This is a genomic window from Streptomyces sp. NPDC051555, assembly GCF_044454405.1.
Classification (GTDB): domain Bacteria; phylum Actinomycetota; class Actinomycetes; order Streptomycetales; family Streptomycetaceae; genus Streptomyces.
Window position 1 is genome coordinate 1 of sequence record NZ_JBITDP010000032.1, and the last position, 23437, is coordinate 23437.

Below are 23437 nucleotides of genomic sequence, written 5' to 3' on the forward strand. Positions count from 1 at the left end.
GCCCGCCGACCCTGTGCACGGCCGGTTCAAACCTGTGGGTTGCCGGTGGACAGAGCCGTGGACGAACCTGTGGACAAAAAGTTGTCCACACCCGCGGAGCGGGTACAGAGGGCGCGGGGCGCCCTCTGAAAGAGGGTCAGCGCGGAGCGCTGACCGGCCGGCCCTTCGGGCCGTCCGGGGAGCCGGCCCGCGGGGCGGGCCGGGTGGTGGGTGGTGCGGCGGGTTTTCTTGCTTCCGGTTTTCTGGGGTTTCTGTTACCGAATGGCTGGCTAGGTGGAGGGGGTTGGGCCCCGTTGTCCTGCTTGCCTTTTCGGTGGTTTCTCGGCGGGTTATCGCGGGGTCCGGTAGGTGTTTCTCTTCCGGACCCGTGTTGTCCTGCCGTGTGTTCCCAGTATAGGGGTTCCGGTCCGTCATTTGCAAGTTATGCAACGGGATTTGACGGGGTATCCGATCCCCGGGTTGTCCGGGGAGTGTGCGGGGCAGTGAGGCTTGCCCTGTAAGGCTTCTGGTGTGAGCCTACAGGGCGTTTGGCGGGTTGGGGAAGGGTGGGGCAGGGGCTTGTCCATGCGGGGCGCGAGGGGGCTTTCCGTGGCCCTTCGCGGGTGGCGTTAGATTCGCTCCCAGGTTTGGCGGGGCGTTAGATTCGGCGCCCCCGTGGGGGGTTAGATCCGGGGGCGTCCGGTGGGCGCGTGAGGGGATGGCGTTAGATTCGCGTCCGGATGGACCGTACCGCATTCCGGGGCCGTTAGATTCGCGCCCATGGGTGCGGGATGGGTGCTCCGGGATGCGGGGGCGCAGTGAGTCCCGGGGGTGAGTCTGAGTGGTCGCGTGCGGGGCCGGGGCTGGACCGTGGGGGTGGGGCGGGGGTGAAGTTCCTAGATGGTGGCTGGTCTGAGTAAGTGCTGTGGGGGGCATCCCCCTTGGGTGTTGCATATCTCTGGAGTCGTGTGTATTGTAGTGATCACGAGGTCGGGGGTACGAAGAACCGGCCGAGAACCAACTCGCCCTTATGGAGGGAAACTTCATGTCTGCCACGTTCACGACCCAGGCCGGTTCCAACTACAGCTACACCGTCGAGACCGACGAGAACGGCGAGACGGTCTACAACCTGACCCGGGTCTTCGGGGAGAACGCGCTGGCGATCGGCTCGGTCGTGGTCCACCCCGACTACGACCTGACCCCGGCCGTCCCGGGTCTGCTGAACATCCAGTTCGGCAAGGGCAGCACGGACCGCCACGAGCGCACCGACGTCCCGATGCTCGGCGGCCAGCACGACCCCTACGTGATCGGCCACCAGCTGGTCAACCCGGCCGACCTCGTGGCCGACCCGGACGCGGAGACCCCGGTCACCGACCCGAAGATCAACATCACCCGCACCGTACGCGCCGCGCAGACCGAAACCGGCACGTCCTCGTTCCAGGCCACCACCGAGACGTTCAAGCGGGTCCAGGACCTCATCACCGCACTCGTCACCATCTACCAGGGCGACAAGAACACCCCCAAGCGCGCCAAGCAGTACGCGGCCTTCCTCAACACCCAGCGCGCCGAAAAGATCCAGCCCGAGCTGGACGCGATCGACGCCCAGATGAAGATCCTCCAGCTCCGCAAGGCCGAGCTGACCGAAAAGCTGAACGGCTACAACGCCGCCTAAACCCCCAACCACGGTGCGGACGACCCCAACCCCCCAAGGGCCGCCCACACCCACCCCACAACCCGCCCCAGCCCCCCAACCCCCCACCCCCGGGGGGTTGGGGCGGGCGCCACCCGAAACGCCACGGCAAAAGCCGGCCCCAGGCCACCGGCCCGAGTCAAGTTCTCCCCGGGGGAAGGCTCGCGTGTCCGGCCCCCCGGGGATACGGGCCCCGTCCCTGTCGTCCCAGCCTCCCCAACGGGCTCCGGGCGGGCACGGATGGCACGGGCGGGCCGCCCTGCTGCGCCGTAGCTCAGTTGGTAGAGCGCGCCTCTTATAAGGGCGATGTCGCGGGTTCGAGTCCCGTCGGCGCAACTAGCGTTGCATATCTCTGAATTATCAGGTATCTTAGTTTTTGTGAGGCCGCGCGGATCGCCGGCCGCCACTCCATCCGATCGCACGCCTGGGGGAACCGCATGTCCACGACCACTCCGCAGCCCTCGTCCGACCTGATCACCTCCACGGTGGCAACGCCGGACCTCACCCGGCCCCACCTCCTCAAGGTCTGCGACTTGGAGGCCAACGGCGACCAGCGGGGCGCCACCTGCGTCAACTGCGATGCATACGGCGAACTCTCCGCTCTGCGGAACCTCTCGCCGAGCTCGTACGGCTGCCAGCCGGGCATCGAGCGCTTCACCAGCCCCTCGCCGCTCTGGCTCTAGCGACCGGCCCACGGGGCGGGCGCGCCGCGCGCCCGCCCCCGCTCCCCACCCATACGAAGAACCGAAGGACTTCCCATGACGCACCTCGCGACTCTCGACGTCCGCTGGTACCAGTACAACGGCTCAACAGGTGGACGCGGCATCAGCGACGCTCGCGACGTTCACGCCCAGGCCGAACACGACTCCAACACCACGGAGCGCCACGTGGACGGGTCTCTCACCATCACCTACGGCCGGACCGGAACCACCACCCACTACCGGCCCGCCACGGCGGACGACCGGGCCCAGATCATGGAGGAGAACCGCGCCAAGATCGATGGAAACGCGCGGCTCGGTAAGGGCGTGGCCGAAGTGCTCAGGGCCGCCGGTATCCAGATGGCCCGGTGGATGCATCCCGGGGGTAGCGGCGTGTACGTCCACACCGCCGGTAGCCAGGTTTCGGTGTGGTGGTGGTACTCCACCGAGGCGGAGCGTTCGACTTCCCCTGCCCCGTGGACCGGTGGAGAGGACGGCGGCGTCCGGGCGCAGGTTGTCGCCGCTCTGGAGACGGCCGGGCTCAACCTCTCGTCCGAATCCGCTGACCCTGTGCTGAGGACAGAAGACAACCCGCAGATCTGATCCGCCGACGAAGGGATATTCCCATGCACACTGACCCTCTTATGGACTTGCTTGCCCGCGCAGCGCGGGGGGACGCGGCAGCCGCCGCCGCGTTCGTGAAGACGCAGGCCGTACGCGTCCAGGCCCAGGAACGCGTCAAGGCCACTGGACGCGCCGCCGCGTGGCGCATGATCCGGGCGGCCTCGTAGTCGGCCCCCCGCCCGCCCCGCCCCGCTCAGCATTTGCTGAGCGGGGTACTCGCGTTTCTCGGGTTATGCAACGCCCCCGCGTGGGGGTGCCGCTGCACCGGCCGGGCCGCCTCTGGCACTCGGTGTTGTCGCCCGATCCTCGGTCCTGCTTCCTCGGTGGCTACTCCTCCCCAATCGGTCGTCGCCACCCTGGTCTCGTCTCCTCGGGTCTCTTCTGGCCTTTTGCTGCGTTGTCCTGTTGATCGTCTCTTCCTTCCTGCTCGGTCCTTCCCTTCCTCGCTTGTTCTCTTCTTCGCCTTAACTGGCTCCGTCGTATCGCCTATCCACTCCGTGCCGTCTGCCTGCCCTCGCTCCTCCCGTCCCTCTTCCCGTCCTTCCCCGTCCGTCCGTCCTTCCGTCCGTCCTTCCCCGTCCGTCCGTCCGTCCTTCCGTCCTTCCCCGTCCGTCCGTCCCTTCTCTGTTCGTCTTCCCGTCTCTGTCCATCTCCGCCCCTTGTCCCTCTCACCTTCGCTGGGCCCTCATAGCCCTTGGGGTCTCGTAGAGAAGTAGTCGGCGTGACTAGCACCCCTTGACCATGGCCCTGACCTGCTATTTTCCCCTTGCAGTCCATGACGTAGAGGCAACTCGTAGAGCAACTCGTAGAGCAACTCGTAAGGCAACTCGTAAAGCAACTCGTAAAGCAACTCGTAGAGCAACCTGCGGTAGAGGGGGGCTGGACGTGAATGGCCGGCGGAACCGGGGAGGGTGATTTCTCCTCCCCGGTCCCGTGGATCGGGGAGGAGAAATCACCCCTCTGTCCCTGGACGCGTGTGGGGGTGGGGAGATTTCCCCTCCCCGGCACTGCGCGACGGGGGAGAGAAGTCTCCCTCCTGCCCTGGAGCCTCGCGCTCAGGCATCAGGGGAGAGATTTCTCCGTGGCGCATTCATGGGGGGGAGAAATCTCCCCTCCAGTCAGGGGGAGATTTCTCCGTGGCTCCTGGTCCAGGGTTCCGGCCGTAGCGCGGTCGGCAGTCGTGCAGGGATGTGACCACGGCCCCGGTGCCGGCGGAGTTGCTCGCCGTCGGCACCGGGGCCGTGGTCACTTCACCAGGGGTGGTCACCCCTGCGGAGGGAGGACGGCCACCTTGGGTCCGTTCTCCTCCGGGATTCGGCCTTCCAAGCAGAGGCCGCGATAGCCAGGCGTATGGGTGTACCCGTGGCCGTCGCAGGTCGCACAGTCGGGGGCGTGGCCGACGGAGCTGGTTCCGAAGCAGTCGATCGGCTCCTGGTGAACGGGCACGTAGAGGCCGTCGCCATGGGATTCCCAGGTGAGCACGGCAAGGACCTCGCCGGTGCCGTCGCAGCCTCCTGCGCAGCCAGCGGGGTGCGGGGACTCCTCGTCGTCCTCGTCCTGGTTGTAGAGGTCGCGGTAGGAGTCCAGGAGGTAAGCGCGGGCGAGGTCGTCGTTGAGGGTGGGCCGGCCGTCGAGGGTCCGCAGGGCGTGGCCGGCGGTGGCGGCCGCCGCGGCGGTGGCTGTGTCGGCGGGGGCCGCGGCGGCGGCCCAGTCGAGGATGAGGCCGCGGGTAATGAGGTGCCGCCGCGTCTCGTCCGCCACGTTGACGGGCGGGAAGTACAGGCAGCGCCCCAGGGTGGCCCAGGCGTAGGTGTCGCACATCTGGTGCAGCAGTCGGGGCCCGTCGGGATAGATCGGGAGTTGGCGGTGTGGTCTGTCCGAGGCGGGCGGCTGTGTTCCGTAGACGGCTCCGTGGTCGTGGCCGTGGAAGAGGCCGTACTGGGTGCGGAGGTGGTCGTGGGCGTTGAGAGGGTGGTCGTCGCGGGTCAGCCCGTCGACCTCGCGGAGGAAGTCGCCTTGGTCTCGGGCGGATTCGTGGAGGGTCGGGTCTTGGGAGCGCAGGGCGAGGATGTCGGTGAGCGCGCCGAGGTGGAGGAGGTTCTGGCGTCGCATGGTGGGGACGGACTCGCCGTCGGGGTCGTGTTCAAGGGCAAACACGAGCTGGAAGAAGGCCCATCTGGCTTCGAGGATGAGCCGGGTGATGGAGGGGCGTTCGCGGTGGTACGCGGTGACGACGTGTTCGGGCTGCATGGTCATGGGCAGGCCTTCCGAGTGGTGGTCCAGGTGTGCTGGGCGGCCTGTGGTGCGTGGCAGGCTTCTGGTGGCCGCAGCGGGGCGTGGTCGGTGGGCGGTTCCGTCGGCGCGGGGCCGGCGCCGAGTGGACGCCGGCCCTGCGGGAGTGGGAGTTGTGCTGCTACTGGGCTGCGTCGCGCTGCCATAACTGGTCGCGCGGCAGTGGGTCGTCATCGAATCGGGCGTAGCGGGGCCGGTTGTTCACGGTTGTTTGCCGCTTGGGGTCCATGTGTCGGTCTCCGGGTTCGGGACGGGGCTCAGATCCGGTCGTGGAGGTCGGTGTCGTCGTACTTGGTCTGGGAGACCTTGATCCACCCGGTGCGGTCGCCGTCGCTGAGCTTGAGCTCCCACTTGGGCTGCTCCCACCGTCGGCCTGTCTCTTTCCGGCCGACGAGTTCTTGGTCGCAACGCTTGGTGGGCTGAGTTCCACCGGTGGCCGAGCCGGACGATTCCGAGGTGGTGCTTCCGCTGGAGCCAGGCAACTTGCTTCCGGGCTTCGTGCCGCCGGAGGAGCTGGACGACGACCCGGTCTTGCCCGTGGACCCGCTGCTTCCCGTCTTCCCGGACGTCGTGCTCTTACCTCCGGCGGTCCCACCTGTACCGCTGGGGAGGGACATGGTGAAGGCGCTGGAACGGACGGTTGTGCAGTTCTCGCGGTAGAGGTTCTCGTATTCCGGGATCCAGTAACCCGCGTGGCCGCGCTTGTCGATGACTTCGCCGTGCTTGACGGGTTGACCGGAGCAGCCGGTGAGGAGGAGGGCGGCGGCCGCCGCCGAGCTGATCATCATGGTGCGGGCAGTGGGCACGACAGTCTCCTGGGCGTGTGTAGGTGCGCTCGTCTGCTACAGGTGTTGTGCGCGAGCCGCGTGTGACAGTTGCGGAGGATTTTCTTTCGTCGGAATGAAATTACATACAATCTCAGAGTTACACAACGCATGTGATCGTAGGTGCCATGAAAACACGCTCCTGGTGTCACGGCCTGGTCCTCCGGATGTTGGCCGTTTCGGTGATCCCGGCATGGGGCGCGGGCCCTCCCCCAGCTGTCCCCTTCACTTCTCCAGGTGTTCAACGCGCCATGCCGAAGGGCCCCTTGCCGGGTCCGGGACGATACGGACTCGCCTCTCCGCTCGGTCTCCGCCCCGCTCTCCGCGGCTCTCCGCGGGTGGAGAGTGTGCAGGTCCGCAGTGCTCTCCGCCCCTGGAGAGCGACCCGGAGAGCGCGGTGGGCGAATCCGTGGGAGAGGGCCGTGGTGGCAGCTCGTCCCGGTGGACTCCGGCCCTCCCCGCGTGCCCCCGGGCCCGGAACTTACGGGCCGGGTTGTAGCCGGCGCGGAGAAGGGTCTGGCGCAGCTGCTCGTCGGTGGCATCTCGGAGCCCGGGAAGCCGGTCCCGCATGGCCGGCCGGAGGTCCTGCAGGTGGACCCCGTTGTCCATCCCAATCAGCTCGCGGAGAAGGGCCGTGAGGGGCTCTTCCTGCGGGGTCTTTGTGGGGGGCCGAGCAGACCCTTCTTCCGTGTTCCCCTCCCGGGTGGCCCGCGTGGGGGAGCTGGCTGACGGCTCGGCGGAGGGTGACGCCGAGGTGGGCGGAGTCAAGGCCTCGGCCAAACGGTCCGTGAAGGATGTCCGAGCACTCCCGCTTGACTTGGCCGAAGTCTTCCTCTCGCGGCCGCCTGTGGTGTGCGCGGCCGCCCACCTCTCCGCGATCACAGCTGCGGCCGCCCAGGCCGGGAGCGCGACGAGCGGGGTCAGCGGATAGGTGGCCAGGGTGTGCGCCGCCGCGTACACGACCAGAAGCGGCGCGACAATCAGACGCACGACAGGAGACGCTTTCGGAGCGATGTCGCCGGTGAACCAGCCCCGGACCCCCACGAGAAGGACGCGTGTCCCGGTGCGCAGGGGTGTCCACAGGCAGCGGGGGACGCCGGCCAGACGCCGCGTGGTACGGCGGCTGACGGTTCGGGTGGCCTCGGCCGCCAGCGAGCCGAGGTCCGCTGCCGTGCGTCGGTCCAGGACCACGTACGGACGGAGGTCCGGCATCGTCAGGGCGCGCAGGGGACTGCTCTCCCCTTCCGGGCCCTGCGGCTCCAGAGGGCTGCCGCACTCGGCAGCCGGCGGCCGCGGAGCGGGGCCCCCGCCCGGGCTGGCGGCCTGCTCCCCCTGCGTCTCCGGGCCGGGCGCGTGGTCGGGGTCCGGGGCCAGGCGGGCGTGCGGGGCCGGCCTCATGATCCGACGCTCTGTGCGATCGCCGCGATGCGGTTGGCCAGCTCGCCCCACGGTCCTCCCGCGCCTGAGGCGACGTAGAAGAGGACGAGGAAGAGCATGGCGAAGCCCCGGCGGCTCAGCTTCTTGAAGAAGGCGAGCGCCAGCAGGATGCCGGCCAGGGCTGGCATCGTGAGCTTGGGAAAGGCCTTGCCGACGAGGCCGATGATGTCGTTCACAAGCGAAGAGATGATGTCGAAGGGGAACCCTGCGGCGACGAACGAGGCGCCGGCGAGGGCCGGAAGCAGGACGCAGGCCCACCACGGGAGCGGGCCGGCCTTCCCGCCCTCGTTGTCCTTCGTGCCGAACCACAGCACGACGGTGAGGATGGCGGCGACACCGAAGACGCCGACGCCGGTGAGGAAGCTCATGTGGGTATTTCCGTTCCAGGGTGCGGTGGCGTCAGAGCGTCATCTGGGAGATCGGGGTGGGGTCGCCGTACATCGCTACGCCCGCGACGAGGCAGGCGGTCGGGATCCGGGCGGCCCAGGCGAGGGGGAGAATCCACTTCCGTGCCCGGTAGTCCAGGAGCAGGACGGCGGCCGCGATGCCGTAGCAGGTGAGGCTGTAGGTGTCGGTGAGGGTGGGGTGTTCCTTGACCAGGAAGGCGACGCCCTCGCGGACCCATTGGGGTCCACCGCGCCAGAACCCGACGCCCAGGGCGCTGCCGGAGTAGAGCAGCCAGATGACGTAGGCCGGAGTGGCGCGGATCACTTCGATCAGCGAGCGGCGCTCCCGCTCCGGTCGGATGATCTGGTCGACTCCGGGGGCCGCGAACCGCGGGCGCCGTGTCCAGTTCTGGCTGCGTCCCGCGCGGGCCCTGCGCGGTCCGCTGCCTGAGCGCGGGTTCCTGCTGGTGTCCTGCTCGTCCTCCCTCTCCTCCCCGTCACTAGAGCTGTCCTCCTGTGCCTCCGCGGTTTCGGGGCGGTGGGTGGCTGCACTGTTCGGGGCGTTGGTTCGCGCCCACGCGCGGACACGGTCGCGGAGGCCGAGGACGGGCTGTTCCGGCTCTTCGTCCGCCGGGTCTTCTTCCGCCTGGAGGTCCTGCTCGTCGTGGGCGGTGAGCTGTGGCTTGTCGGGCAGGCGCCAGTCGGGGAGGCGGGGTGCGCCTCGGCGGGTAAGGGTCGTGGCCGGGTGCTGTGTCCCTGCGGACGGGTGTTCGCTTCCGGGCTGTGCGCTGGGTACCGCTTCCGCGGGCGGCTCCGCAGGTGCGGCCGGGTTCGGGTGTGCGACCTCCGTGTCGTCGGCAAGGGGATCGCTATGGCCGAACGGGCGTGCGCCAACTTTGGCGAGCATCCGGCGCATCAGCCGCTCGTCGGCTCCCGCGGAGTGGTTCCGGTCCGGGCGCGGCGCGGGGCGCCGGGCGCGCCGCGTGCGGCCGCGGCGGCCGCGGCTGGAGGGGGTGTCGCTCATCGCTCGGACTTCCCGTGGGCGTCGGGGTGCGGAACGAGGATCAGGCGGGGCCGGGTCCCCTGCCGCGCGCGGGCGGTCTGGGTGGTGCGCGCCCGGGCTGCCGGGCGGCGGTCCGCGGCGATGAGGGCGAGTGCTTCGTTGACGTGCTCGTCGAACGTGGCGGGCATGAGATGGGTCCTCACGGTGGTGCTCGCGGGCAGCCTCGGGGCGCCCTGCAGAGCGGGACATCGGATCAGGACTGCCGGGCGCCGGCGCCGGCGGGGACGAGGAGACCGTTGCCGAGCTGTGCGTAGCGGTCGCTGGGGGCCAGGCCGAGTAGGAGTTCGTCGAGGGACTGCTGCTCCACGGCGGATCCCGGGGCGGTCAGCAGGAGGGTTCGGGCGGCGGCAGCTGGCTGGGGGTCATTCGCGACGGCGACGGCCTGGTCGAAGTGGTCCAGGAGGTCCACGCCGTGGCCGATGTCGCTGCTGGCTGCGGCGTGGGCGCGGAGTGCCCCGGGCAGCCACTCGCGCTGCGAGTCCAGGAGCCGCTTCGCTCGCTTGTTGCCGATGCCGAGCTTTGTGGCGGACTTGTTGATGCCCCAGCTGAAGGTGCCGTCATCCCCGCGCGGCACGGTCTCGACGAAGGTGGCCATGACCTCCGCGTCGGTCTTGTGGTCGATCGTCACCGGCTCATCCCCCTCCGCGTCCTCGTGGGGGTCGGGCTCGGGTGCGCCGTTGCCGTCATGGCTGTCGTGGGGCTGCCTGTCACCGCTCATCCCCGTCCCGACCTGCGATTTTTCATCGGCTTGCGGGTGGGATGGGTCGGGGGGATGAGGTGCTGTCGTCTGCGGGGGGATGGTGGGGATGGCGCCGATCAGGGTGCCGCGCATCTGCTCGAAGACGGTGGCCCTGCTCAGGTTCATCCCCGCCATGTCCCTCAGGCGTACCCGCAACTGCACTCGCGCGACGACCTGCTCGAGGACATGGGTGTCGGAGCATCCCGCTCGTTCGTTGGCACGTTGGGCGCGTGTGTCGGCATGGAGCTCGGCGAGGCGGTATGCCCAGCGGGTCATCCCCCCGGCCTGTTTGACCCCCTCCTGTGCGCGGCGCAGGCGGAACCAGCGGTACGCGGCGCGGGAGATGCGGATCTCGGCGGTGGCGTTCTCCTGGGCCAGGTCTTGGCGGGCGGCGAGCAGCAGCGCGACGCGGAAGGCCTCGACGGGGTGGAGCAGGCGCACCAGGGCGATGCGGCGGTCCGGGCGTCCGTGCCTGTTGCGGGCGGCGCGACGCTCCTCGAGCGAGCCGATTTCCCAGAGGACCGCGGCCAGGACGGGCCACACGGCGCGGACGGCGGCGCCGAGGAGGGAGGTGGTTTCGGATGCGGAGAAGACGGAGCTGATGCCGGCGAGGATCCAGAAGAGTGTTCCGGACAGGCCCGGGCCTTCGCCGGCGCGGGCGCGGCGGCGGGCTCGGCGGCCGCACACCATGGCGGCGACGTCCAGGGCCACGAAGGGCAGGAAGTCGAACGGGCTGTTCAGGCCCATCTGGTGGTGGCCGACCCTGCGCAAGCCGGTGGCCGACAGGGCGGCCGCGGCTGCGGCGATGACGACGGTGAGCATGTCCTCGATACGTCGTCCTCGGCGGTCGGCGCCAGCGGCACGGTCGGCTTCGGTGAGTGCGGCCAGGGCGATGCGGCGGCGGCGGAGTGCGATGGCCGGACCGATGGTCAGGACGAGCGCCCCCACGACGAACTGCCAGCTGCTGAGCAGATCGAGCGCGGCCACGCCGCCGGGGACGAGGTCGGATGTCACGGGGAATCCCTCCTGGCGAGGTCGCTGGCGACGTCAGCGCGCAGCTGTTCGTCGACGGGTGCGGCTGGGTCCTGGGTGACCCAGTCCCGGTAGGCGTCGCGCTCGGCGGTGACCTGGCGGAGCTGGGCCAGGAGCAGCACGGTCAGCGGGTGGATGCTCGGTGCCGGGGCGCCGGCCGGGAGGAGGACTGGGAGTAGAAGGACGTCGTCGCGGTGGGCGAGGCCGCTGACCAGGGCACGGGTGTGGGCGCGGTCGTCTTCGACGGGGTTCACGCGGCCTCCGTCCAGCCGGTGGTGAGGCGGTGGGCCGTGACGAGCGCGTCGCGTCGGCGGAGGGCCTTGCCGGTCTTGAGGCGGTTGTCCTCCCGTTTGGCCACGGGGACCGATCCGCCGACGTACTGACGGGCGAGCCGCTGTACCTCCGCCGCGGCGTCGATGCGGTCCCACTGCTCCTTGGCCGCGCGGTCGTCCTCGGCGCAGGCGTTGGCCAGGGTCGTGGTCTCCGCCTGCTGCCGGCGGTCGAGTTCCTCCGGCAGCAGGCCGCCGCGGATCCCGGCGATGTCGTTGTCGCGGAGTGCGAGTTCGGCGCACGCGGCTCGGACTGGGCATACGGTGCAGTGGTCTCGGACCGTACGGGCGCCTCGCTGGCGCCAGTCGGTGTCCGGCTCGTCGTCCTCCTGGTAGAAGTCCTCGACGTCCGGCTGGACGGCGTTGCAGACCGAGAGGGCGAGCGCCTGGTGCAGTTGAGGGGCGCGCAACTTGCGGGCGACGAGGCGGCCGTCGGTACCGGTGAGGTAGCCGCCGGTGACGAGGACGTCGAGCGGCTCGGTGTCGGCGACGTACTGGGCGATGTCGGCTTCGGTCGTCTCACGGTCCCGGCTCCGGGCCGGTGGGTGGGGTGCCATGATGATGTTCACGCGTTCTCATCTCCTGTGACTGGCGGGATGAGGCGCTGCGACCTCCGGGGGTACCAGGCCCCGGGGGTCGCTTGCTTTTTCACGCCCCATCTGACTTAACTGATTGCGTCAGTTGCGTCAGATCATGCATGCCGATGCGGATCACGTCAAGGAGGAGGGCACGGAGCCGATGACCAGGCAACCGGGCCAGCAGTGGCTGGTACGGCAAGATGTCCGCATGACGTCCCATCACCCGCACGAACACGCCGCGGCGGCGCTGCGCGCCGACATCACTGCGCGCACGTTCACCCCCGGAGAGACCCTGCCGGGGCAGCGGGAGCTCGCCGAGAAGTACGGCGTCGCACAGAACACGATGGGACAGGCGCTGCGGCTGCTCGAAGCCGAGGGCCTGGTCGAGATGAGCCCGCGGCGCCGGACCCGAGTGCTTCAGCCCTTCCCGCACCTGGAGGTGCGGCTGTCGCGCGACGGCCACCTGTGGCCGGCCGACGGCGACAACCTCGGCTACAGCGATCTCCGCGCCGGCGCCCAGGCCGTCAACTCACAGGCGGCCGAGGCCCTGACCCTGCGCCCGACCGCGCGGCTCTTCGAAGCCCAGGCGGTCCTGCTCCACGCCGGCACACCCTGGGCCTTGCAGACCCTCTTCACTGCGGCCGCAGTCCGCAGCGCCGGCGGCGAGCACGCCGTCACCGTGGCGCCCTTCCTCGCCGGAGGCGCGAAGCTCGAGACGGCACACAGCAGTCGCTGGTCGGCCCGGCCGGCGACAGCAGAGGAGAACAGGCTGCTCAGGGGCCACGGCCTGACGGTCCAGGAGATCCGAAGGGTGGGCTATGCCGATGAACGCCCGAATTCATACCTGTTGACGGTAGTGCGGGCAGATAGAGTCACAATCCTTACGGATAGCAACAGTTAACGGAGTTTCATACAACTGCTGCCGCTTGGCGCGGAACTACCGCGCCCGACATACGGCTCGGTGACAGCAAGCCGCAATACATGTGCACGCCGCCCCGTACGGGATAGGGTGGTTTCGGCTTGATCCACTACGCCTCACCCGCGGGCCCCAGACGCACAGCGTCCAGTCAGGTCCCGGTGAACCGAGAAGGCGGTTCCCTCATGACGTGCACCTGCATGCAGCTCAAGACGCCGGGCGGGCTTCGCGCGACGTCCGCGGCACCGCGGGTGTTCGTCGGCGCGGTCCGGTACGGGTACGCACAACCCCCGGCAAAGGGGAGTCGATGATCTCCTAGAAGTTCCGGGCGGGCGCCTCTAGCAAAGGCCGCTCCTCGCCCCTCCCGCCGGCTTCGGAGTTAGCGCTCCTCCGCCGGCCGTCACCGCTCAGATCCGGGTTAGCGGCCCAGTCCGAGCGAAGACCGGACCGAATCGGTCCGGCAATCACTGCCATCCAGCAGCAATCCCCCCGAGGGGGTTCGTCGTTTCCCGGGCGACCCGGGAGAACGGGGTCCATCTTGCAGCACAGCCATGCCCTTTGTCAGCTCGGACGCCACCAGCGCCCGCGGTTGCCGGCCCTTTTTCGCCCATCCGTGATCTTTTCGCGACTCCCCGTAGCCGCTCGTGAGGCTGGCGACACGCGCTGGGGGCGACCTGGTCCCGGGCCGGGACATCCCCCCTTGACCAGCTCCGGCCCCCACCCCTTGACCAGGGGCCTGCCGTCATCGCCGACGGCGCCTGTCCAGCGGCTCTGCCGGCATCTGGTCAAGGGGTCTGCTGCCGCCTGGGACACCCCCTTGACCTGCAGGTCACAGGCTCGCCAGGAATTTCTTTGGCCCGACTGTCACACCGTCGGGTTTTTCGACACCCGTAGGAACTGAAGGGCCCGTTTCCTTCGCCTCCGTCCGAGTGCCCCTGGCCAGACCCCAGATCGTGTGTCCCCGCCCGCCGGAGACACCGTCGAGACCCAGCGCACCCCGGTTGTCGCTTCCGCGGCACCGGTGCGTCAGGAGAAGCGTGCCCAGCACAGCAGCAGATCCCCTCAACCCGGCGCCGTCGGGCGCAGCCGTGCGCCCGACGCGGCGTCAGCGGGTGAAGGTGCCCATGCGCCTCGTCGCCTCGCCTCACTATGCCGACGTCGCGCTGAGCACGTACGTGAAGATCACGGCGTTGGCGTCCCGGCCCGAGGGCTGCACGGCGGCGACGGCGACCATCGCGGAGTATCTCGGCCTGTCCAAGGCCTCCGTCGAGCGCGGCATGACCCAGCTGCGGCAGCCCGGGCCCGACGGCGTCATTGAGCTGTCCTCGATCCGTCGTTCCCTGCGGGGCGGGTGCGGCACCTCTGCGCTGCGCCGCACCCGGCCCATGGCCGCGACCGAGCGGTTCGTCTGGCTCCCGGTGGCGGTGGCCGAGGACCTCACCCCGCGGCAACTGCGCGCCTACGCGCTCATCGCGTACGCCCAGGCCCAGCGGATCCCGCTGACGGAGTCGGAGATCGCAGGGTCGCTCCACCACCACAGCGGTCGACGGGCCGGACAGCCGCTGACCACCGCGGCCGCCGGCGAGATCGTCGACGAGCTGGAGGCCGCGCGCTGGATCACGGTGGAGCGGCGTGCCGGTGCACGCGGCCGCCACCGCTACATCGCCCACGACATCCCGCCCGACCCCAGCGCGACGCCCTGTGGACAACCCTCCTCGACCGACTCGGCACCGGGAGCGACTTCTGCGTCTGACGAGGGATCGGGTTCCTCGGCTGATGCGGGATGGCTCGCGACTAGGGAAGAACCTAGAACTGACCGACCTGATGACGAGCGAGCCCCCTTCCCACCCGCCGTAGGCGAGGTACAGGTAGGTAAAGCTGTGGAAAACCCAGCTGCGCAACTGCCTCGCACCGATGCCGGGGACGATTTCGCGCTGCGCGCGGATGGCAACCACTCCCCCTTGACCAACCCTTCGACCACCCCCTTGACCACGTCGAACCGGACCTACATCCGGCCGGGCATGACCATCAGTCCGCGCATCCACCACGTCCTGGAGCCCGTGCACTTGCTCTTCCGGCAGACCACCGTCTACGTCCAGCGACGCATCGCCCGCGAGGTCGGCCGCCAGCTGCGCGCGGGCATCGACGATGCCCGGCTCCGCCAGCGGCTCACCGACCGGTACATGCGCACCATGAGCGACGAGATCCGGGATCCCGGCCGCTGGTTGCTCGGCGTCGGCCTGCCCCACTGGGGCTGCGGGATCTTCGACTGCGAGGCCGGCGTGCTGTGGAGCAGTGGCCGCCGGTGTTCGGTGTGCCAGGAGATCGGCCAGGACCGGCGCCGCGCCGACAGGCTGCCTGATGAGTCCGCCCCCTGCAGTCCTGCACCCACCGGCCGCGCGTGGCCACCGGCCGCCCCCACGGTTCCCCGCGGCCAGTGCCGAGGGTGCGGTTGCGTCGTTCTCCAACTGGACCAGGTGGTCGCGGACACTCTCTGCCGACTCTGCCGACGGGAGGAGGCCGGTGCACCAGTAGCACCGCTGGAACACACCGCGATGCCGGAGGCCTGCATCGGCTGGGACGGTGACGGATGTAGCCGCCCGGCTCTCGGCACTGCAGGGCTGTGCGTGCGGTGCCGGACGCGCCAGCTGGAGTGCAGGGCATCGTGACGGCGCCTGATCGATGCACTGGGTGCCCGGGAGTACTCGACGGCGATGCCCGGTCCGGAGACACCGTGCACTGGGTTCGGCGAGCACGATGCAGCGCATCGTCGGCGGCCGAGACGCGCATCGGGTCAGGACCGCGGAGTCGTCCACCGGGACACTGCCGCTCTCCGCTGGCATCCGATGCACTGCATCCGATGCCGGCGCGCGACGCGGATGTCCATCAGAGGTCGACCAGCCCTGGGCGAGCGACCGTCTGCGGGATCCAGTGGCCGGCCTTGCGCGACCCCTTGACCAGGGTGGCGCCCACCCCTTGACCAGACGTGTGGCCTCGATCTGTTTGCCCTTGACCAGCTCGTTGGTCAAGGGGAAACACCGTGCTGGGATTCTCTTGCCGGCGCGGATGTGTCGGCTTGGTTCGGGGACAGCGGACTGACACCGGTTGCCCCTCTGGAGCTCTGGGCCTTCTGGGGACCTGCGACATCCGCCGGTGGTGGTCACCAGGCCGCGTGACCGGTCCCGTTCGCGGACGAAGGGCGTGTTCCCGGTGCACCAGCACCGAGCATCGGGCACCGCAGGACTTGCATCGGCCGAATGTCGGAGAGCCGGTGTTCGTCTGGATGCGGCCACCGGCATCCGATGCGATGCAGAGCATCGGATGCACTCTGCGGCGATGCAGTGCACTGCATCGCCGGGCACACCTTCGGTGCACCCGATGCGGGACATCCGGCTTCGTGGGCGATGCAGAGCATCGTGACGATGCTCTGCATCGTGGGACCCGCCATCACGCGGTGCAGTGCATCGTCGGTCGGCGGTGCAGCGCACCGGATTCATCAAGCCGGTGTTCCCGGCGCGAGTGCATGTCCGTCGGTTGTTCATCAGCGCCCCGTCGCCCGACCGTCCGCGCCCGGAACGTGCCGGGTTGCTGACCGCCGCCTCCACCAGTCGCTCCGAGGGCAGCCGACAGCGGCCCGCTGCACCCGCCCCCTTGACCAGGTTCCGCGGCAAACCAGCCCTTCCCTGCACGAACCCCTTGACCAGCGCCGCGTCTACCCCTTGACCAAGGTCCGTCCAGGGCGGGTTTCCCCTTGACCAGCGCCTTGGTCAAGGGGAAACCCGCCCGGGACGGCGGCAAGGGCATCCGCGGTCCGATGTCGATGGCGAGTTGGTTCGGTTCGGATCTGTCGGCGCACCGGCGTACGGGGGCGTTCCCCGGCCGTCCGCCAGGCCTCCCGCGCGGCATCCGTGCTCCAGCAGCGCTTGGCCCCCGCCGTGCCGGTGCATTCTCGGGCAGGCGAATGCGGGCACTGGATGCACCGGGGGCGGGTGCGGTGCACCGCCCTGTGCGACTCGGCATTGATCTCGGATGCCGGCACCCACATCCGATGCACGGGCTCGTGCCTCCCCAGTACGGCATGGCGGTGCACCGCACCGATGTGGTGCACCGGTGCGTCGGGAGTGCACGCGATCGGGGCCCTGCGAGGGCACTGCACTCACGTTCGCTGCACTCCTCACCCCTTGACCGCCACTCCTCCACCCCTTGACCACCCACCCCTTGACCAGCGGGTCCACCGGATGCCGAGGTCCCGTTTCCCCTTGACCACGGCCCGCCCATGGCGCCGTCAGACCGCGGTCAAGGGGGGCCTGGGGAGTGTGAGCGCCATCGAGATCAGACGGCGAAAGGACGGACACGGACGTGGCCACCACCCAGCTCACCCCGGCGCTCGGCTCCTCCGAGTCCGTGACCCGCTACAACACGATCACCCTGATGAACCGGGACTGGGACGTGCTGTGCCGGGACCTGCGGGCCGCCGACTACGTCACCGCATGGGCCGGACAGCACCCGGTGCTCGCCGGTGCCGCTACCCCCCAGGACGTCGTCGACACGATCTCCGGGTACTACCGCCGAGGGGACTCCGACAACCACGACCGCGTGATGCACCTCCTGGTCGAGCGGGCTGGAGGAACCGGATTCGACAGCCACCTTGCCTGGCGCATCGCTGTACGGATCCTGCTGCCCAAGGCCGTCCTCATGGCCAAGACCCAGCGGCGGACAGGACTGCCGTGGGACGACGTGTGCGCAGCCGTCTTCGGCGCCGCCTTCGAGGTCGTGCGGACCTACCCGCTGGACCGCCGGCCGCAGCGCATCTACAACAACCTCGCACTCGACACCCTGCAGCTGACCCGTCGCACGATCGCCGCCTACACCGACGACGGGGAGGAGGTTGAGGACTTCGCGGCTGAGGTGGCGCCGCTCGCGGCGGCCGAGTGCCACGCCCGGTACGCCCACGTCGTCGCCAGCGAGGACCCGGCTACTCCGCACGACACGGCCGAGCTCGCCGACCTGCTGATGCGCGCGGCGCAGATGGAACTCGTCGAGGTCGACGAACCGACGCTGTCCCGGCACGAGGCACGGACGGAGGTCCTCGAGCTGCTCCTGTGGGCCGTGGAGATCGAGGCGTTGGAGGAACAGGACGCCCAACGCATCGCCCGCTACTACCTGTCGGCCTCGCGGCGTCCCGAGCAGCGGCACATGAGCACTCGGTCCATGGGTCCCCAAGGAAACCTGCTGCGTCAGCACGCCACGCGCGCCGTTCTCAAGCTGCGCACCAAGGCGGACCTCACCCAGTACCTCGCCGCGGCGTGACGCCCTGTTACGGCGTCCGGAGCGGGGCCGGGTCCCGGCACCGCGAAATTTTCCGAAAAAACCTCGGCCGAACTGTCACACCGCGCGCCTCTCCGACACCTGTAGCAACCGAGAGCCCCGGTGAGCGGTGCCGCCCACCTCAGTCCGCCTCCACCCATCTCGCCTCTGGGAGAACCGACGTGACCACGATGTCCAGCGCCGACACCGGCCGAAAGCTCCTCGATGCCGATGAGGCCCGAGTGGCGCGCGCCTCGCGCGAGCTGACCAAGATCGCCGCCGCTCTGGTGAGCCGCCCGATGGACCGCCAGTTGCACGCTCAGATGCAGGCCTTCCTGGAGCAGGAGTCACAGCCGGCTCTGGCCTCCTGGGACGCCCTGCTCGCCCGCACGCCCGACGAACTCAAGGAGCGGATTTCCACCGTCCTGACCGTCCAGGCCGCCCGGAGGGCTTCGTGAAGCGGGTCCGCCGCCAGCGGAAGGCCGGCAAGGAGCAGCTCGTCGAGGCGGACTGGTGGGACGAGGACGTCGAGCAGGTCGAGGATGCCCTGGCTCCAGCGCACCCGCGAGGAGCTGCGGGAGCGGATCCGAACCGTCATCACGGCCCGGCCCGAGCGGCAGGCGGCATGAAGCGGCGCCAGCGAAAGGATGGTCGCCCGGAGCACAAGGTCGACGACTGGGCGGGAGCCAACGGGCAGCCTTCAAGTGCCGCATCCGATACCGGGGAGTTGGAAACCGGGTGGACCGCTACCAGTGCGGGTCTATCCGGGATCGCAAAGCTGGTGACGGCCGGAGCTTGGGTGTTGATCGCCTCGGGCCCCCTGCTCGGTCTCGCAGGCCTGCTCGGCTCCTCGGAGACCGCTCAGGGAGCTCCGGCTCCGGTGGCCCCGGTCACCCAGTCCGCCTCCGACACGGGTCCGTCGGGGTTTGCCCAGCTGTTCGTGGCCACGTATCTGGAGGCAGGCCGGGGCAGCGAGAAGATCCTGGCGCCGTACTACTCCGGTTCGGTCACGCTGACCAGCGCTCCTGGCTCGCGGAGCTCGAGCCGCACCGTCGCCGTGGCCAGCCACGAAGTCGGCCCGGGGTACTGGAGCGTGACGGTCGCGGCCCGTGTGGCGAACAAGGATGCCAAGGGCACGGTCACCGACGCAGGCCTGCAGTACTTCCAGGTCCCTGTCCAGGTCCTCGGCACTCCGGCTGCCGGCGGCGCCGCACAGGGGCAAGTGGTCCTCGGTTACGCCGCCACCGCTCTTCCGGCCCAGATCGCTGCTCCGGCCTCGCTCACCCCCAGCGCTCTCGGATACCCGACCAGCCGCGGCAGCAACCCGACCGACCCCGCGACGCAGACGGTCTCCGGATTCCTCAGCGCCTACCTCGCAGGCAAGGGCGACCTCACCCGCTACACCTCGCCCGGCGTCGTCCTGCTGCCCGTGGCCCCTGCCCCGTACACGGGCGTCAAGATCACCGAGCTCTCGGACGACTCCGCCAAGGCCTCCGACAGCGCTGTACCGGGCGACGGCAAGAGCAGGCAGGTGCTGGCGAAGGTCGCGGCCACGGACACCACGGGCACCGACCACCCGATGACCTACGCGCTGACGCTGCGATCGCGCGGCGGGCGGTGGGAAGTCGCCTCGCTCGGCGCCGCGCCCCTGCTGCAGCCCGGCAGTAACCCGGTCGTCCCCACACCGACCGCCTCCCTGAACTCCGGCAGCCCGGCTCCCGCAGAGATCCAAACCCCTGCGTCGCCGTCGCCGTCGGCTTCCTGATCCCAACAACCAACGGAGAGAACCACCGTGCACACCACCGACCCCAACACCGTCATCCTCGCCGGCGACATCCTCACCTGGGCCGACACCAAGACCACCGCGGTGGGCAACCTCGTCAAGGCCGTTGCCGCCGTCATGGTCATCGTCGCCATCATCGGCGCCTACTGGAGGACGAAGTCCTGGGTGGCCACCGCCGTCGCCTTCCTCCTGGGCGCCCTCGTCCTGTGGGGCATCGTCAACATGCCGTCCCTGCAGAGCAAGGTCGGCTCCGAGATCAACTCGGCCGGTACCCACACCGTCCAGGTCCTCGCTCTCCCGGCCACCGATGACGGGCCGGCCCAGTGAGCGCCGACGAAGAGCAGCTGGTCGGCCACTCCTACACCCGGGCACGCCGACACCCCTTGGTCATCGGCAAACTGCCGGGCGCCGGCCGTCTTCCCGGCGGCCCGTACACGATCACGCAGATCGTGACCATGGCAGGAACGTTCCTCCTGCTGGTGCTAACCCGGCAGCTGTGGGCGTACTTCGGCATCGGCAACGCCCTCATCATGATCGCCGTCCCGTGGGGGCTGGCCTGGATCCTTCGGTACGCCCGCCTGGATGGGCGAGACCCCGCCCGAGCGGTGCGCAGCCTGATGGTCTACGCCTCCGCCCCGCCCGGGGGCCGACTCGGCGGCCGGCCCCAGCGCCGGACCCGGTCGCGGATTGCCACCGGCCAGTGCACGGTCCGCTTCCTCGAAGCGGCTACAGCCCAGGCGCCGGCGGATAACCCAGCCGTGGTCAAGCAGCCTGCGGCGACAGCACCGGTGCGTCAGCGCATCCCACAGCCCGCACCTGCCTTACAGCCCGTCCCGGCCGCAGTCGCCGCTGCGGCTCGGGCCGGCCCCCGGCCGCCGGCCCGAACCGGCCTGCAGGCCCTGCTCGCCTCGCTCGACGAGCGCTGAGCCCCTCGAACCACCGATCCACGAACCACGAAAGGACCTGCCATGCGCCTGCCCATCCGGCACATCAGCGGCCACCTGATCTGGACCAAGCACGCCGCGGTGTGGGGCGTATGGAAGGTCGACAGCGAGAACTACACCCACGCCTCCCGCGCGACAAAGAGAGAGCGCCTCGACGCGCTGGAGGCCCTGTTCAAGAGCCTGCGCGGCGAAGTCCTCCTGCTGTCGCTGTGCCCGCAGGTCGACGCGGCCTCGGTCGTCACCCGCATGACCTCCGGCGTCGACCTCGACAAGTCGCCCGACTACATCGACCTCTCACTCAAGGTTCTGGACCAACTGGAGGAGTGGGACCTCACCGGGCGCGTCGACTTCATCGCCATGCCGCTGGTGAACGCCGACTTCAAGCAGACGGCGAAGGCCACCGCCTCCGCCGCCAAGGCCGAGCTGCTGGCCACCCTGGGCCTGCCGGTCCCGCCGGTGAGCCGGTCCGAAGAGGAAATCCGCTTCAACCAGGCCCGCCGACTCTCCGCTTCCTGGCCCACCGGCATCAAGCTACGCCCGGCCACCGAGAGCGAAATCCTGTGGATCTACGGTCACAGCGCACGCCGCGGCATCAGCGAGCCGATGCTGCCGGAGGAAGGCACCCCTCGCGCCCTGCGCGGCCGCGGTCACACCGCTACCGCCCACACCCAGGTGATCCTCGACGAGGGCGGCCGCAGCGACAACGTCTCCAAGGCGCCCGCCAACCCCTTCCGCCACCGCTACCTGAAGGCGACCAGCGAACACGGCGACAGCTACCAGGCCTTCTCCGTTCTCTCCGAGATGCCGGAGGCGTTCGTCTTCCCCGGCTCCGAGTACCTCTCCGCCTTGGACGACTTCGGATTCGCCGTCGACTGGGCGGTCCGCCTGCACATCGAGTCCGGATCGAAGGCCGAGCCCAGGAGCCGCCGGCAGCAGCGTGAGCTGGCCCATCAGCGCGGCGAGTACGACGGTGAAACCGCCGGCGTCCCCGCCTCCCTCGACAAGGCCAGCTTCGCGCTGGACGAGTACCGCGACCGGCTCACCGCCTCCTCCACCGAGGTGGAGATACGCGCGACCGTCATGACCTGCGTGTGGGGCGCGGACCCCGACGAGGCCAACGAGAAGGCATCCGCCCTGGCCAACCACTTCGGCGGCAACGACTACACCATGACCCGTCCCGTCGGCGACCAGGAGGCCCTCTTCCACGCCATGCTGCCCGGCGTGCCGACGCCGAAGCCGGTCATGGACTACACCCAGTACCTCCTCGCCCGCGACTTCGCGATGGCATTGCCCTTCTGTGGCGCAGCCCTCGGCGACGACACCGGCAACCTCTACGGCCTGCAGCTCAACGGCGGCGGAGTCCGCCCCGTCCTCGTGGACTTCAGCCACGGACCGCGAGTAAACGCCTCCGCCTCGGCCGCCTTCGTCGGCGAGCTCGGGTCAGGCAAGTCGGTGGCCATGAAGTCCGCGATGTACGGAATCCTGTCCACCGGCCACCGCACCAACACCGTGGGCAGCCGCGGCCGTGCGCTGGTCATCGACCGGACCCCGCAGCAGGAGTGGTCCCGCTTCGCCTCTGCCTGCCCGGGCAGCACCCAGATCATCCGCGTCGACGAGACCGCCGGCATCTCCCTGGACCCCCTGCGGGTCTTTCGCGGACCGCGGGCCGCCCGCTACTGCGAGAGCTTCCTGACACCGCTCCTGGACATCGGCTCCATGAGCATCGAGGGCGTCACCCTCGCCGAGGCCATCGAGACCACACGGCTCGGGCCGAACCCCAGCATGACCGCCCTCGTCGAGAACCTCGCCCTGCGCGCAAAGACGCCCGACCCCGACGAGCCCAACGACAACAACGTCCGCGCCGCCGCCTCGGAACTCGTGCGTACTCTCCGCGCCCTCGCCAAGAAGGACTTGGGCAGGGTCATCTTCGACCCGACCCTGCCGGTCGTGCAGATCACGGACGCCGATTCCATCGTCTTCGCCGTGGACCGGATCGGCCTGCCCACCAAAGAGGAGCTCTCCGAGCACCGCCTGCCCAGCCTTGAGATCGAAAAGCGCATGGGCTGGCGCCTGATGTACCTGATCACCGCGCTCTGCCGCGAGGTTGCCTTCTCCAACCCCAACGAGTTCTGTGGCGTCTTCCTGGACGAGTGCTGGTGGCTCACCTCCAGCGCCGAAGGCTCCAACCTCCTCCTGGAACTCATCGCCGACGGACGCAAGCACTTCGCCGGGGCCTTCGCCGGATCCCACGACCCTTACGACATCGGCCCGAAGAGCGAGATCGGCGACAAGATCCGCGCCCTGCTCTCCCACGTCTTCGTCTTCCGCCACCGTGGCAAGACGCTGGCTGCCCGCTGCCTGGAGTTCCTCGACCTGGACCCCACCGACGAGCAGATGATCAAGCTGATCACCGAAAACCTCAGCCCGATCAACCTCTCCGACACCGAGCGGATCCTGCGCGCCGGCGAATGCATATACCGGGACCTGCGCCGGCGCATCGGCGGCATGAAGGTCCTCATCCCGGCCGACGAACATGCAGCCGACGCGATCCTCACCACGCCTGGGCAGGCGACCGAGGACGAGACCGCTCTCCTTGAAGAGAGCTACGCATGAGCGCCCGCGTCTCGCCGGGCCGCCAGAGCACCAGGCCTCGACGGGGACTGCGGTGGCTGATGGTCATCGTGGCAACGCTCCTCATGGCCCTGTGCACTACGGTCGCCTTCGCCGAGCCCTCGCCCTCGCCGTCCGACCCGGCACCGGCTGCTCCTGCCGCTCCCGCCCCCGCTACCCCGGCTCCCACCCCTCAGTCCACAACG

20 protein-coding genes and 1 tRNA gene are annotated in these 23437 nt (G+C 69.5%); 13 read left to right on the plus strand and 8 right to left on the minus strand.

The features are described from left to right. Positions 1 to 1024 precede the first annotated feature (1024 nt). The 5 genes from ACIBEA_RS38650 (at position 1025) to ACIBEA_RS38670 (ending at position 3158) form a co-directional block, all read left to right on the plus strand. Positions 1025 to 1651, plus strand: coding sequence for a hypothetical protein (locus ACIBEA_RS38650; protein ID WP_399268087.1), 627 nt, complete (start codon positions 1025 to 1027; stop codon positions 1649 to 1651). Between the two features lie 281 nt (positions 1652 to 1932). Further along, a tRNA-Ile gene (locus ACIBEA_RS38655) sits at positions 1933 to 2005 on the plus strand. Between the two features lie 101 nt (positions 2006 to 2106). Then, the gene (locus ACIBEA_RS38660; protein WP_399268089.1) at positions 2107 to 2352 is read left to right on the plus strand and encodes a hypothetical protein; all 246 of its coding nucleotides are present in this window, start codon (positions 2107 to 2109) and stop codon (positions 2350 to 2352) included. A gap of 75 nt (positions 2353 to 2427) precedes the next feature. Beyond that, positions 2428 to 2970, plus strand: coding sequence for a hypothetical protein (locus ACIBEA_RS38665; RefSeq protein WP_399268091.1), 543 nt, complete (start codon positions 2428 to 2430; stop codon positions 2968 to 2970). A 41-nt stretch (positions 2971 to 3011) separates the two neighbouring features. Continuing rightward, positions 3012 to 3158 (plus strand): hypothetical protein, encoded by a 147-nt coding sequence (locus ACIBEA_RS38670; protein ID WP_399268093.1) that lies wholly within the window; start codon positions 3012 to 3014, stop codon positions 3156 to 3158. Between the two features lie 1096 nt (positions 3159 to 4254). Here ACIBEA_RS38670 and ACIBEA_RS38675 read toward each other — a convergent pair. From ACIBEA_RS38675 to ACIBEA_RS38710, 8 genes are all read right to left on the minus strand, one after another. Continuing rightward, the gene (locus tag ACIBEA_RS38675) at positions 4255 to 5247 is read right to left on the minus strand and encodes a hypothetical protein (protein WP_399268095.1); all 993 of its coding nucleotides are present in this window, start codon (positions 5245 to 5247) and stop codon (positions 4255 to 4257) included. A gap of 293 nt (positions 5248 to 5540) precedes the next feature. Then, positions 5541 to 6089: a hypothetical protein gene (locus tag ACIBEA_RS38680; RefSeq protein WP_399268097.1), complete on the minus strand. Its 549-nt coding sequence runs from the start codon at positions 6087 to 6089 to the stop codon at positions 5541 to 5543. Positions 6090 to 7501: 1412 nt separating this feature from the next. Further along, positions 7502 to 7912, minus strand: coding sequence for a hypothetical protein (locus ACIBEA_RS38685; protein WP_399268099.1), 411 nt, complete (start codon positions 7910 to 7912; stop codon positions 7502 to 7504). 31 nt (positions 7913 to 7943) lie between these two features. Beyond that, positions 7944 to 8954, minus strand: coding sequence for a hypothetical protein (locus ACIBEA_RS38690; RefSeq protein ID WP_399268101.1), 1011 nt, complete (start codon positions 8952 to 8954; stop codon positions 7944 to 7946). Next, entirely contained in the window at positions 8951 to 9121 is a 171-nt protein-coding gene (locus tag ACIBEA_RS38695) for a hypothetical protein (RefSeq protein ID WP_399268102.1), read from the minus strand. The genes ACIBEA_RS38690 and ACIBEA_RS38695 overlap by 4 nt, the downstream gene beginning before the upstream one ends. A gap of 65 nt (positions 9122 to 9186) precedes the next feature. Beyond that, positions 9187 to 10746 (minus strand): DUF2637 domain-containing protein, encoded by a 1560-nt coding sequence (locus ACIBEA_RS38700; protein ID WP_399268104.1) that lies wholly within the window; start codon positions 10744 to 10746, stop codon positions 9187 to 9189. Then, on the minus strand, positions 10743 to 11018 hold the full coding sequence (locus tag ACIBEA_RS38705; protein WP_399268106.1) for a hypothetical protein: 276 nt from the start codon (positions 11016 to 11018) through the stop codon (positions 10743 to 10745). Before ACIBEA_RS38705 ends, ACIBEA_RS38700 begins: the two co-directional genes overlap by 4 nt. Beyond that, complete coding sequence (locus tag ACIBEA_RS38710; RefSeq protein ID WP_399268108.1) at positions 11015 to 11662, minus strand: WhiB family transcriptional regulator; 648 nt, start codon at positions 11660 to 11662, stop codon at positions 11015 to 11017. Before ACIBEA_RS38710 ends, ACIBEA_RS38705 begins: the two co-directional genes overlap by 4 nt. A gap of 124 nt (positions 11663 to 11786) precedes the next feature. Between ACIBEA_RS38710 and ACIBEA_RS38715 the strand changes: the two genes are divergently transcribed. From ACIBEA_RS38715 to ACIBEA_RS38750, 8 genes are all read left to right on the plus strand, one after another. Beyond that, positions 11787 to 12572 carry a GntR family transcriptional regulator gene (locus ACIBEA_RS38715; RefSeq protein WP_399268110.1) on the plus strand — a complete coding sequence of 262 codons (786 nt, stop codon included), beginning with the start codon at positions 11787 to 11789 and terminating at the stop codon, positions 12570 to 12572. A 1052-nt stretch (positions 12573 to 13624) separates the two neighbouring features. Then, the gene (locus ACIBEA_RS38720) at positions 13625 to 15256 is read left to right on the plus strand and encodes a hypothetical protein (protein ID WP_399268112.1); all 1632 of its coding nucleotides are present in this window, start codon (positions 13625 to 13627) and stop codon (positions 15254 to 15256) included. A 1690-nt stretch (positions 15257 to 16946) separates the two neighbouring features. Further along, complete coding sequence (locus ACIBEA_RS38725; protein WP_399268114.1) at positions 16947 to 17897, plus strand: hypothetical protein; 951 nt, start codon at positions 16947 to 16949, stop codon at positions 17895 to 17897. Between the two features lie 188 nt (positions 17898 to 18085). Then, positions 18086 to 18352 carry a hypothetical protein gene (locus ACIBEA_RS38730; RefSeq protein WP_399268216.1) on the plus strand — a complete coding sequence of 89 codons (267 nt, stop codon included), beginning with the start codon at positions 18086 to 18088 and terminating at the stop codon, positions 18350 to 18352. A 323-nt stretch (positions 18353 to 18675) separates the two neighbouring features. After that, the gene (locus tag ACIBEA_RS38735) at positions 18676 to 19659 is read left to right on the plus strand and encodes a conjugal transfer protein (RefSeq protein ID WP_399268116.1); all 984 of its coding nucleotides are present in this window, start codon (positions 18676 to 18678) and stop codon (positions 19657 to 19659) included. Positions 19660 to 19686: 27 nt separating this feature from the next. Beyond that, positions 19687 to 20004 carry a hypothetical protein gene (locus ACIBEA_RS38740; RefSeq protein ID WP_399268118.1) on the plus strand — a complete coding sequence of 106 codons (318 nt, stop codon included), beginning with the start codon at positions 19687 to 19689 and terminating at the stop codon, positions 20002 to 20004. Next, positions 20001 to 20603 (plus strand): hypothetical protein, encoded by a 603-nt coding sequence (locus ACIBEA_RS38745; RefSeq protein ID WP_399268120.1) that lies wholly within the window; start codon positions 20001 to 20003, stop codon positions 20601 to 20603. Before ACIBEA_RS38740 ends, ACIBEA_RS38745 begins: the two co-directional genes overlap by 4 nt. Positions 20604 to 20645: 42 nt before the next feature. Next, positions 20646 to 23234 carry an ATP-binding protein gene (locus tag ACIBEA_RS38750; RefSeq protein ID WP_399268122.1) on the plus strand — a complete coding sequence of 863 codons (2589 nt, stop codon included), beginning with the start codon at positions 20646 to 20648 and terminating at the stop codon, positions 23232 to 23234. Positions 23235 to 23437 lie beyond the last annotated feature (203 nt).

Coding starts and splice junctions, on each gene's coding strand:
- ACIBEA_RS38650 (WP_399268087.1), top strand. CDS start 1,025: ATGTCTGCCACGTTCACGACCCAGGCCGGTTCCAACTACAGCTACACC.
- ACIBEA_RS38660 (WP_399268089.1), top strand. CDS start 2,107: ATGTCCACGACCACTCCGCAGCCCTCGTCCGACCTGATCACCTCCACG.
- ACIBEA_RS38665 (WP_399268091.1), top strand. CDS start 2,428: ATGACGCACCTCGCGACTCTCGACGTCCGCTGGTACCAGTACAACGGC.
- ACIBEA_RS38670 (WP_399268093.1), top strand. CDS start 3,012: ATGGACTTGCTTGCCCGCGCAGCGCGGGGGGACGCGGCAGCCGCCGCC.
- ACIBEA_RS38675 (WP_399268095.1), bottom strand. CDS start 5,247: ATGACCATGCAGCCCGAACACGTCGTCACCGCGTACCACCGCGAACGC.
- ACIBEA_RS38685 (WP_399268099.1), bottom strand. CDS start 7,912: ATGAGCTTCCTCACCGGCGTCGGCGTCTTCGGTGTCGCCGCCATCCTC.
- ACIBEA_RS38690 (WP_399268101.1), bottom strand. CDS start 8,954: ATGAGCGACACCCCCTCCAGCCGCGGCCGCCGCGGCCGCACGCGGCGC.
- ACIBEA_RS38695 (WP_399268102.1), bottom strand. CDS start 9,121: ATGCCCGCCACGTTCGACGAGCACGTCAACGAAGCACTCGCCCTCATC.
- ACIBEA_RS38715 (WP_399268110.1), top strand. CDS start 11,787: ATGCATGCCGATGCGGATCACGTCAAGGAGGAGGGCACGGAGCCGATG.
- ACIBEA_RS38730 (WP_399268216.1), top strand. CDS start 18,086: ATGTCCAGCGCCGACACCGGCCGAAAGCTCCTCGATGCCGATGAGGCC.
- ACIBEA_RS38750 (WP_399268122.1), top strand. CDS start 20,646: ATGCGCCTGCCCATCCGGCACATCAGCGGCCACCTGATCTGGACCAAG.